The organism is Coleofasciculus sp. C1-SOL-03 (genome assembly GCF_040220555.1).
Classification (GTDB): domain Bacteria; phylum Cyanobacteriota; class Cyanobacteriia; order Cyanobacteriales; family Coleofasciculaceae; genus Coleofasciculus.
Window position 1 is genome coordinate 1 of the sequence record NZ_JAVJUO010000147.1, and the last position, 9920, is coordinate 9920.

A 9920-nucleotide genomic window follows, 5' to 3' on the forward strand; every position below is an offset into this window, starting at 1 on the left:
TTCACCTAATAGATAGCAGAAAATGCGCCGATTAATGCGTAGAGGAGAGTGAGAGAGCGTTTGACCGTCACCACTTTCAATCAGTCCCCAGTATTCTAAAGGAGATTCGGAGGAGAAAATACGGAAATGAGCCTCACTAAACGTAGCAAACGCTAAATTCAGAGTCGGATAATTTTGGTCGGGATGACCGTTAAATTTGGCACACAAGACTTTAAATTTTCTGTCTAACTCCATCCCGACGCACAACAAGAGGATATATTGATCAAAGGGAGAAAGCTTACAGATTGTGCAGAGCGTCTCTAAGGCTGAAGGCTTATTTTGTAGGGTAGCCAAGGCGTCTGGCGCTAAGGTTGTCTCAAATCTGAGTGGACTCGTCTGATTTTGGTCACGGTTAATTGTATCTTCCAATACCTGACGAACTTGATTAACGGCTGTCTGGAGATATTGAAAATTGGCTTGATACCAGTTGGTCGATGCTGGAGTATCCATGATGTTATGGAGCTGTTTAAATATCTTAAGGTTGACAGTAAGGGTTTTATGGCTTCTATATTAAGGCATATTGCAGTTTGAGTTAAATTCGGGAAAAACAGTTTATAATTTAGCAACAACTCAGGACGTCTTGGGTCACTTGGCTTACAGGTGTTTCCCAGGAATAGGCAGGCGTTTGCTTATGGAAAAATCACCCAGAATTCTTGAAGCAACAGGCTTGGAAGCAACAAATCATCAGGCAACTGAGGCAGCATCATGTATAAACCCCTACAAAAGAAAAATTCTTCCTGGACTCCAACAACGGTACAGAAAAAAAGCAAGAGTCCTTCTAAATTAGGGCATTTTTCGATTCAACCCAAGCCAAATCAGAAATCGTCTCAGTCGCAGGAAATAGGCGAGTATTCCAGAGACTCGGCGGATAGACTAACTGCGAATGTGATGCGAAGCCTGGAAGCCAAGGGTTCCCAGGAGACAGAAACGCCAACAGTGCAGCCTCAGTCTGAATCAAGGATTTCAGTGGCTGATGTCGTCGGACAAAGAATGCCCACCGTGACTCCACACACCCTGAGTCCACTCCAGAGAAAGTTAACAGTCGGGCAACCGGGGGATAAGTACGAACAGGAAGCCGACACAGTAGCGGCAAAAGTCGTCGAACAGATTAATTCTCCCACGTCCCAGCAATCCGTACAAGGAAAAGTCGAGTCTGGCGTTCAGCCAGTTGAGTATAAAAATATAACTCTGCAAGCTAAGGCTGAGCCAATTATTCAGCGTGATGATGAATCTGAAAAACCTCCCCTGGAGCAGATAATTAGAGATTATCAAGTTCAGGATGATCAAGTTACGAATTGGAGTCCCACAGCTTTCGGTGCTATACCTATTCCTTTTACAGGGGAATATCGTGTAACCGAGACAGAAGCAGAATTGCTGGATAATCTTAGTTTTAATCGTGGACTAATGGGCTTAAATACATTTAATACGATTAAAAATCGAGCATTTGATGAATCAGAGAATCAATTTCCTCAGCCAAGCAATATACCTGCCTATGTACCGGATGAACGTCAAGCAGAATGGGTAGGTAATGATGGTCACCGGGATGCCTTCCGTCACGCTTATTGGAACAGCTTACTGGTGAGGAACTTTGGAAAAGAGTGGACTAATCAATTCACCACAGCTCATGAAGCACTGCCAGGGAACCCAGCCACTCGCGAGGCTATGGATTTATATAATAACGAAGTCGGACGGCAAATTGCTATCGATAATCCTGAGGCAAATGATGTAGAAATAGCTGATTTGGTTAGACAGGCAAGCGATAATGGAGAACTGATTGTTATTGATCAAAGCAGTAAGCTTGCTTGGAGTAATCAAGTTCCTTTGTGGCAACATGGTTTAACTGATGGAACACCAGGGAGAGGTGGACAACCAGTACCTGAAGGTAATGCATCTGCCCAATAGTGTCGCAGTTTGCTCCGAATATCAGGAGATTATTTTAAGATGAAATTTGTTATAGCAGCCGTGTCAGGCATCGTGGCAATAACACTCTTATTAATGGTTACAGGTAACGGTTCAGTGATTACCTCTAATAATCAGGTGAAAGTGATGAGTACCACTATTTCTACGGGAAATTTTGATTCCGCATTATGGAGAGCGCAATATAAAAAATATCAGCGTGATAATCCTCGTATTGGTATGGTTCCTGCTTTAGAACGGGAAGTTTTACACAAAGGTATGTCCCAAGAAGTAGTAAGAGAAATTCTTGGACGACCTGAGCAAGTCCGAGAAAATGCAGACTTGTATGATTTAGGTGTCTCTCCTTTTGGAGTTGACTATGAACAATATGTAATTGAGTATGATCAGGAAAACAAAGTGGTTAAATTTTTTATTAGTCGCGGATAGAGCTATGCCTTCGTATGACAACAAGCGATGTATTGCGAAGTATTCCTCTGAGTAAACTCTCGGTAGAGTTACTAGAGCAGGATTTACAGTTGGGCAGCAAACTCGTTCAGGTGGAATGTTCTGTACGAATAACCGCCTGGATGATAGATTACGACGCTCTCGAACCGTGGAAACGTTGCCTAATCGATAATGGTGATTTATTACCGTCTTGGGCATACTGGTGGTTAACCCTGACAGCCGAACTCGCTTACAATGCGTCTTGGAATAACTATTCTGCCTTAATTATTCAGAGGACAAACTCTGATACTCAAAGTCCACTGGAAAATTTCTTGAGCTGGAGAACATCTTCCTACCAAATATTGCCACTGATGGTCGAAGATATATGTGATGCCTTAACAATTCGCTCTTCATCTGTCGGCTTTGCCGTAGCGTGGGGAGTGAATAGTCGTGACTTCAACCATCCTGTGTTACCCGTCTCCTGTAGAGGAGCCATTTTGCCTGTGGTAGATGGTATGGGAATTTTGTGTATAGCTACAGATGAAGATCGTAGTACCCTGGATATCTGGATAGGCGATGAGGAGATAGGAGGACAGAGTTTCCTCCAGGATTAAGCTGGATTCAATGAATCATCAGATAACTGAGGCGGCATCATGTATAAACCCCTACAAAAGAAAAATTCCTCCTGGACTCCCACAACAGCACAGAAAAAGACCAAGAGTCCTTCTAAATTGGGGCATTTTTCGATTCAACCCAAGCCAAATAAGAAATCGTCTCAGTCGCCGGAAATAGGCGAGTATTCCAGAGACTCGGCGGATAGACTAACTGCGAATGTGATGCGAAGCCTGGAAGCCAAGGGTTCCCAGGAGACAGAAACGCCAACAGTGCAGCCTCAGTCCGAATCCAGGATTTCAGTGGCTGATGTCGTCGGACAGAGAACGCCTACCCTGACTCCACACACCCTGAGTCCACTCCAGAGAAAGTTAACAGTTGGGCAACCAGGGGATAAGTACGAACAGGAAGCGGATACCGTAGCCGCCAAAGTTGTCGAACAGATTAATTCTCCCACGTCCCAGCAACCTGTACAAGGAAAAGTAGAGCCAGTCGTTGAGCCGACAGTGATGCGTGATGGCGGAGTTGGTGGAGGTGCGGTTGACGATTCCGTTGAGCAAAGTATTCAGCAAGCCCAAGGTGGCGGACAGGGGCTTTCAGAAGACGTTAGAGAGCCAATGGAACAGGCGTTTGGGGCTGATTTTAGTGGCGTGAGGGTGCATAACAATAGCAATGCTGATCAGCTTAATCGCTCCTTAAATGCCCGGGCATTTACGACGGGTTCGGATATTTTTTTTAAGCAGGGAGAATATAATCCAGGAAGTCGGGATGGGCAAGAGTTGTTGGCGCATGAGTTGACCCATGTAGTTCAACAGTCAGGTAGTCAGCTACAAACTAAACAGACTGGTTCAGTGGAGCTGATGCGAAGCTTGGAAGACAAGGGTTCCCAAGAGACAGAAACACCAACAGTACAGCGTCAATCTGAATCAGGAGGATCAGCTATTCAACCTGGCAAAATTGAGCTTCGTTATACACCAGTTGGAGGAACATTTGGAATGGCTCATCACGCTTTTGTCGTCGTATCAGATCCAGTGGCGACAAACGAGCAAGGTCAACCTATCGAGTCTGTGAGAGAAACTTATTATCGGGGTGGACCGAGTGGAGGTGGTTCTGGCAGTTCTAGTAGTTCCGCCAGTTCGAGTGATTCAAGTCGTTCTTCCAGTGGCTCTAGTCAGTCGAGTGGTTCGAGTGATTCAAGTAACTCTAGCGAAACAGAAGGGGGAAATAGTGGCTTTTGGGGATATATAGCGACGGAATACGGTGAATACGTTCCTGGCACTATAGATTGGACTACGAGTCCTAGCGGCACAATTAATGCAGCACCTAGCTTGGAGTTATCTTCTGTTCAAGCCTGTGACAATTATAGGGACAGTTTAGCCGGCACGATGGATAGAATTGAAACCAGTCAGATCCGTTATTTTCCCCTAGGTCCCAACAGTAACTCCACAGCTCATCAAGGCATACGAGATGCAGGTTTAGGCAATCCGGCTCCACCTGTACGGGCACCGGGTTGGGATCAAAGCATCTAGGCAGTGAATATGCACTCACATCCAAAATTGCTGAAATTTTTATTTCCTATGCTAGTTGCAATTATCTTAAGTGTTACGTTGGGTCTTACGCCAAAATTATCTCTGATCAATTCAGGAGAATTCTTGGAGATCAATATTTATAAATATCGTGAAGAAGATTTATTGATAGTTAATGAAGTTGAGGAGGTTCAGACAGAGACAGTGGCAAATCAAGTAAAATTTCATGAAGATCCAGACCTAATGGAGGAAGAGATTCGGCGCCATGTTCCTATTGGCAGTTCTATTGCTGATGCTAAGACAGTAATGGAGCAAAATGGCTTCAAGTGTGAATATATTCAAAATGGAACGTACTCTGAGGTCAGAAATTCCGAAGATGCGCCTGGAGGAACAAGGCAAACTGTGCATAGAAACGTAGATTTTCTCTATTGCGACTGTAGTAAAAGTACAGGACTATTCGTTTCTAGAAGATGGCAAGTGTCTATTGAGCATCAAGACGAAAATGTGAAGAGTGTTTCTGTCTCGATAGGATCAGTCGGTTCCTAAAAAGAAAAATTCCTCCTGGACTCCCACAACAGCACAGAAAAAGAGCAAGAGTCCGTCTAAATTAGGGCATTTTTCCTGAAGGGGTGACAAGCAGCTCAAAAGCTTGGCAGACCAAGCATTTCCCCCCTCAAGCCTCAAAAAGATGAGAGCTTATTGACAGGTTTATTGAGAAGGAAGACGTGAATGAGAATGATAATCACCTGGGTGACACTCCAGAAGTATGTTGATGATCTTTAATCGTTCTCTTGTTGACCAAATCATGACCCAGCAACGGTTATATGGGTGTCGGGTTTATCCGTGTACTCGCGTTAAGTTACTGCTCAAGTCTAAGAGCGGAATATTGCTCCCCAGATTCTTGAATTGTTGAATATTTTTGGTTAAACTTAGTCAAGAATAGGATGGTAATAGGGAGAATTTATACGGTTTAATATCAAGAAAAAGTCGTCAATAATTTTTCATTAAATACATAGCTTTCAATCCTTGCTGAAAGTAATGAATTTTAGAGCGATTAACCCTCATAAGTTTCTGAACCATGACTTGACAAAAATCCCATCCAATAGTCCAGGTCAATCCATACAGACCAATCCAGAAGTTGCTGTGTCGTCTCTGGCTTCTTGCTACTTCTCTGAGACGACAGATATATTTTTGTTGCCTTTGACAGCGAGTTTTGTCACCTTTTAAAGAAGCGATAGTATAAGCCATGGCAATTAACAGGACTAAACGATTTAAACGTTCTCTGCATGCCTTGGTTCCTTCTAGGTTATAGCCACCCGTCTTACAATCTTTGAACAAGGATTCTATACCACTGCGAGATTGATAAACCTGAATGACTTCATCAATACTACTTAAATTGGTCAAAATGAACCAGCCTTGTTTTTCAGATGAACTGAGTTCTTAATATATATTTAATTATCGGAAACCAAATTAGTGGTAGGCGTCTATTGGGAAGAACTAAGAACCTTTGCAGATGTTTCCTCCTACTTTGATAAAGGATGGGTACAGGAAAGAGCGCGGCTAATCTCTCAATCTTGACTTGTTTGTGTACTTGAAGCAGCCAAAGTAAAATTTCTAGGGTGAGGAGTATATACTCACTTAGATAATTCTTAAGACAACTGTGATAGAATTGTGGTAGCATTATTGATTGAGCGGTTGACTTGTATAAAATAGACCGCTCTTTTTTTACCACAAAACGAACCCATTTAGGGAACAATACGTTCCTTCTTACTGAAGTTCAAAGAGCCGAAAAATTGAAACGGCAAACGCCGTGTGACTTTCCGCGATCGCGAAGCGTGTTCGTAGAACGTATCGCTCTTCGTGTGCTCTTCACGTATCGCACGCCGACCCAAAAACCCTGTGACCCTTGCTGGGTGCTGCTTTGGGGGAGTATTTAAGGATTAAAGATAACCAACAGACTCGCTGTGAGTCACCCAGATGATTATCATTCTCATTCACGTCTTCCTTCTCAATAAACCTGTCAATAAGCTCTCATCTTTTCAAGGCTTGAAGGGGGAAATGCTTTGCCTGCCAAGCTTTTGAGCTGCTTGTCACCCCTTCAGGTATTTGAGACTAATTATCCAGATTTAAATCTTACCGTAGTCTTTAGCAATGGATGCAAGCTAACACTGTTACCAGATACAGAAGATTTTGAGCTACCTTACTGGGAACTGTTCACTCCCGATAAAATGTTACTCAAACTTGGACCGGATGCAATTTGGTCTTATCAGAGCGCGAATTTGCCAGAAAATGAAGAGTGAGTATGGGCTGTAATTTTGGTCGTCTTCCTATGGATTATGGACCCAATGTGAAAACTGGCGGAAGCACAAACTGGCACTGGAACCAGACTGGAGCCGGAAAAACATTTGGTATCGCCGATCATACTGTGGCATCGCCTAGAGCAGCTAACTTCGGTCGTGCGATGAAGTATGCGAAACCACTTGGTCGTGGTGCGTTAGCGGTTGGTGCGGGAATGGATGCCTACTCCTTGGGTACGGAAATTAACCAAAGCGTCCAGACTGGAGACTGGGATAACACAGTTGTGGAAGGCTCTCGCATTGCTGGAGGATGGGCAGGAGCTTATGGAGGTGCTAAAGCCCTTGGAGCAGCAGGTGCTGGTATTGGTACATTAATTGCACCTGGAATCGGCACAGCAGCAAGCAATATGACAGAATTGCCAACTATTTTAAATCGTACTGACATCGAGGAACATTTTCCTGACCCTTTTGATGCCATAGATGATGATGAAATGGATGAAAGACTACAAGCAAGAGATAAAGGTAAACAAGTGCGTCTAATTGGACAATACATTCAAGTAGATGTGAGAAGATGGCCAAAACCACCACCGAGATATAAAGGTCATGTAGCTGTGGTGTTGGAAGATGGCACTGAGGTCTTTCTTTATCCTCCCTGGCATTCTGAAGCCATAAGATCGGCTAATGAAATTACACGATATAACAATCGAGGAGTTACTGTGGTCGGTAAAATTGTTCCAGAATGTCCTAAATCTCCTCAGCCCGCTGCAAGCATTGTAGCGCCATGTATGCTAACAATTGATTTCATTAATCTAGTGGATTGAATCAATTTCCTCAGCCAAGCAATATACCTGCCTATGTACTGGATGAACGTCAAGCAGAATGGGTAGGTAAGCTTGCTTGGAGTAATCAAGTTCCTTTGTGGCAACATGGTTTGACTGATGGAACTTTACAGTTGGGCAGCAAACTCGTTCAGGTGGAACGTTCTGTACGAACAACCGCCTGGATGATAGATTACGACGCTCTCGAACCGTGGAAACGTTGCCTAATCGATAATGGTGATTTATTAAACCAGGAGGAGGACGATTACCCAATGAAGCAAGAGCGATGGTTGAAATGGAGATGATAGGCATTCCCACAGTGTATGTTAGAAAAACTATTAATAATGGGCAAAATGTTTTAATTCTTCAAAGGATTGATGGAGTGGGAAGTAAAGATATTATTGGGAGAGCTAGAGACCCAATTAATCCACCTATAAACACTAAAGTAGTCACACAAAAAACAATAGATGATTTAGAAGAGATATATCAAAAACTACAGCAAAATCAAGTTAATATAGGAGACTTTCAGTTTATTGTTAGACGCTCTGATGGGGCTGTTTTTGTGAACGATCCAGTTAGCTTTACCCGTAGTAGGGGACTTAGTGGTGACATTGGTAATATTATTGGCCGTTTCAAGAAAATACTTAGAGATCGAGGTAGCAACTAACTATGTATACTGACGCTGAACTACTAAATTTTTTACTTTCCAAAAATACAAAAAAGCTGAAGCAGTCTATTGGCAAGCGTTTGCTAGAAATAAAACGTTTCTTTGGCATGGATATTTTTGACTTTTTAAAAAACTATCATTCCCTTACAGCGGATCAATTTTTTTCCTATAATTCAGGTGCAGTAGAGTTATGCTTTGAAGGTGACTTAAACCACTCCTTAGCTGTATATGGTGAGCAACTTTCTATAATCATTGTACCCGAAAAATTATCTAGTGATGGTTTCGCAAAATGTTATCAGCTTTCAGAAGAAAAATTTGCCTCAGAAGAGCTTAAAAGTTGTCTGAACACCGTTTGTCAAGATATTCGTATTTGGACTCTCAGGGAAGAACTTGAATCAGAAGAAGCCAAAGAAGTTGCGATTTCTTATTTGTTTTCCAACAAGCGTGAGCTATTTTATTGTATCTATTTACACGAAGACTTAGATAGTGACTACTTACTTCTTGAAAAAGATGTTCCTAGAGAGAAGGTAGCTAGTTGTTTTTCTATTGCTGTTGATGATTATTTTGAGTCAAAATAAAAAATTATTTCCTCTAAGAGTTTTGCTAATCGAAGACACAGAAGAGCGTCAAAATATCTTAACTTCTTTATATCGAGATCACGCATGGATTCTCGTAAAAACGGGGAATCGTGCTATCAAGCTTCTTAATGCTTATGATTTTGACATGATCTCGATTGATTACAATATTGGTGGCGAACTTAATGGTGCAAATGTGGTCCTATTTATTAGAGATTCTCGCCACAAAAATAGCCGTATTATTGTTCACTCGCTCAATCCTAAAGGAGCTAAATATATCTTGGAAATTCTTCCTAAAGCTATTTACTATCCTGTATCTAAAATGGTTCGCTCCAATCAAAAGTTCAAGTATATTAGACAAAAAAATAATGAGCTTGGTGTCAGTTATGAATGGGGTTAAATGTGATGATTTGCCCGGAAAATTTCTGCAAAAATAAGGCTATCTGTGACATGAGTATAAAGTCCAACTAGAAGCGACGTCTCCTATAGAGTTGGTAAGACGATGGAGACGGTAAATTAAAACGTCAAATCAGAGACAAGGTATAAGGTGAAGGGAAAGCGGCGCGATCGCGAAATCTGCGGATTAGCTATAGAACTCATGCTAACACCAGCACTCCAAGGATTAGTTGCAGCCCAGGAACACCAAACCGAGATTCTCGAACAATGCGCCCAATGGATAGATGAAGGCAAACTAAACATTCACCTCTCTCAAACCGTTCCCCTCTCCGACGCCGTTAGCGCTCATCAAGCTATAGAATCAGGATCAACCACCGGAAAAATCGCCTTGCAGATTGCATAAAAAGTTAGTAGCTTGGCACACCTAATTTGATGGATTAGGATGGGACTATTTAGCCACCCTAAATCAGCCCTTAGCCAAATGGGGAATAGAGACGATTAAAGCCCTAGCCTCATCTGAACAAAAATTTCCTGAATAGACCTGTTCGTAGTAGGCACTTTAGTGCCATAAAATGCTTGATTGTCAACCCCTAACGTCATGCCTATTGTAGGTTTCTATACTATCGTGTTCTCCTACATCTGGCGGGGTG

General features: G+C 42.5%; 11 protein-coding genes and 3 pseudogenes. 12 read left to right on the plus strand and 2 right to left on the minus strand.

What is annotated here, in order from left to right:
* A pseudogene (locus tag RIE73_RS23445) lies at positions 1–489 on the minus strand (ATP-binding protein); the annotation flags it as partial.
* Between the two features lie 255 nt (positions 490–744).
* Between RIE73_RS23445 and RIE73_RS23450 the strand changes: the two are divergent.
* The 5 genes from RIE73_RS23450 to RIE73_RS23470 are packed head-to-tail and all read left to right on the plus strand — an operon-like array spanning position 745 to position 5063.
* Positions 745–1941: a DUF6973 domain-containing protein gene (locus RIE73_RS23450; protein ID WP_446403487.1), complete on the plus strand. Its 1197-nt coding sequence runs from the start codon at positions 745–747 to the stop codon at positions 1939–1941.
* Positions 1942–1980: 39 nt separating this feature from the next.
* A complete protein-coding gene (locus RIE73_RS23455; protein WP_446398249.1) occupies positions 1981–2382 on the plus strand; it encodes a hypothetical protein in 402 nt (133 codons plus the stop codon).
* 14 nt (positions 2383–2396) lie between these two features.
* Positions 2397–2993: a hypothetical protein gene (locus RIE73_RS23460; RefSeq protein WP_446403488.1), complete on the plus strand. Its 597-nt coding sequence runs from the start codon at positions 2397–2399 to the stop codon at positions 2991–2993.
* A gap of 39 nt (positions 2994–3032) precedes the next feature.
* A complete protein-coding gene (locus RIE73_RS23465) occupies positions 3033–4520 on the plus strand; it encodes an eCIS core domain-containing protein (protein ID WP_446403489.1) in 1488 nt (495 codons plus the stop codon).
* Positions 4521–4529: 9 nt separating this feature from the next.
* Entirely contained in the window at positions 4530–5063 is a 534-nt protein-coding gene (locus RIE73_RS23470; RefSeq protein ID WP_446403490.1) for a hypothetical protein, read from the plus strand.
* 444 nt (positions 5064–5507) lie between these two features.
* On the opposite strand, the pseudogene RIE73_RS23475 reads toward RIE73_RS23470, so the two are convergent.
* A pseudogene (locus RIE73_RS23475) lies at positions 5508–6198 on the minus strand (transposase).
* Positions 6199–6580: 382 nt separating this feature from the next.
* Between RIE73_RS23475 and RIE73_RS23480 the strand changes: the two are divergent.
* From RIE73_RS23480 to RIE73_RS23510, 7 genes and pseudogenes are all read left to right on the plus strand, one after another.
* Entirely contained in the window at positions 6581–6817 is a 237-nt protein-coding gene (locus RIE73_RS23480) for a hypothetical protein (protein ID WP_446403491.1), read from the plus strand.
* 29 nt (positions 6818–6846) lie between these two features.
* Positions 6847–7635, plus strand: a complete 789-nt coding sequence (locus RIE73_RS23485) for a hypothetical protein (protein ID WP_446403492.1) — start codon at positions 6847–6849, stop codon at positions 7633–7635.
* Positions 7632–7937 (plus strand): hypothetical protein, encoded by a 306-nt coding sequence (locus tag RIE73_RS23490; protein WP_446403493.1) that lies wholly within the window; start codon positions 7632–7634, stop codon positions 7935–7937. Before RIE73_RS23485 ends, RIE73_RS23490 begins: the two co-directional genes overlap by 4 nt.
* On the plus strand, positions 7919–8299 hold the full coding sequence (locus RIE73_RS23495; protein ID WP_446403494.1) for a hypothetical protein: 381 nt from the start codon (positions 7919–7921) through the stop codon (positions 8297–8299). The genes RIE73_RS23490 and RIE73_RS23495 overlap by 19 nt, the downstream gene beginning before the upstream one ends.
* A gap of 2 nt (positions 8300–8301) precedes the next feature.
* Positions 8302–8877, plus strand: a complete 576-nt coding sequence (locus tag RIE73_RS23500; RefSeq protein WP_446403495.1) for a hypothetical protein — start codon at positions 8302–8304, stop codon at positions 8875–8877.
* Positions 8864–9274, plus strand: a complete 411-nt coding sequence (locus RIE73_RS23505; RefSeq protein WP_446403496.1) for a cyclic-phosphate processing receiver domain-containing protein — start codon at positions 8864–8866, stop codon at positions 9272–9274. Before RIE73_RS23500 ends, RIE73_RS23505 begins: the two co-directional genes overlap by 14 nt.
* Positions 9275–9420: 146 nt before the next feature.
* Positions 9421–9673, plus strand: a pseudogene (locus tag RIE73_RS23510) (zinc-binding dehydrogenase); the annotation flags it as partial.
* Between the last annotated feature and the right edge of the window lie 247 nt (positions 9674–9920).

Coding starts and splice junctions, on each gene's coding strand:
- RIE73_RS23450 (WP_446403487.1), top strand. CDS start 745: ATGTATAAACCCCTACAAAAGAAAAATTCTTCCTGGACTCCAACAACG.
- RIE73_RS23455 (WP_446398249.1), top strand. CDS start 1,981: ATGAAATTTGTTATAGCAGCCGTGTCAGGCATCGTGGCAATAACACTC.
- RIE73_RS23460 (WP_446403488.1), top strand. CDS start 2,397: ATGACAACAAGCGATGTATTGCGAAGTATTCCTCTGAGTAAACTCTCG.
- RIE73_RS23465 (WP_446403489.1), top strand. CDS start 3,033: ATGTATAAACCCCTACAAAAGAAAAATTCCTCCTGGACTCCCACAACA.
- RIE73_RS23470 (WP_446403490.1), top strand. CDS start 4,530: ATGCACTCACATCCAAAATTGCTGAAATTTTTATTTCCTATGCTAGTT.
- RIE73_RS23485 (WP_446403492.1), top strand. CDS start 6,847: ATGGATTATGGACCCAATGTGAAAACTGGCGGAAGCACAAACTGGCAC.
- RIE73_RS23495 (WP_446403494.1), top strand. CDS start 7,919: ATGGTTGAAATGGAGATGATAGGCATTCCCACAGTGTATGTTAGAAAA.
- RIE73_RS23500 (WP_446403495.1), top strand. CDS start 8,302: ATGTATACTGACGCTGAACTACTAAATTTTTTACTTTCCAAAAATACA.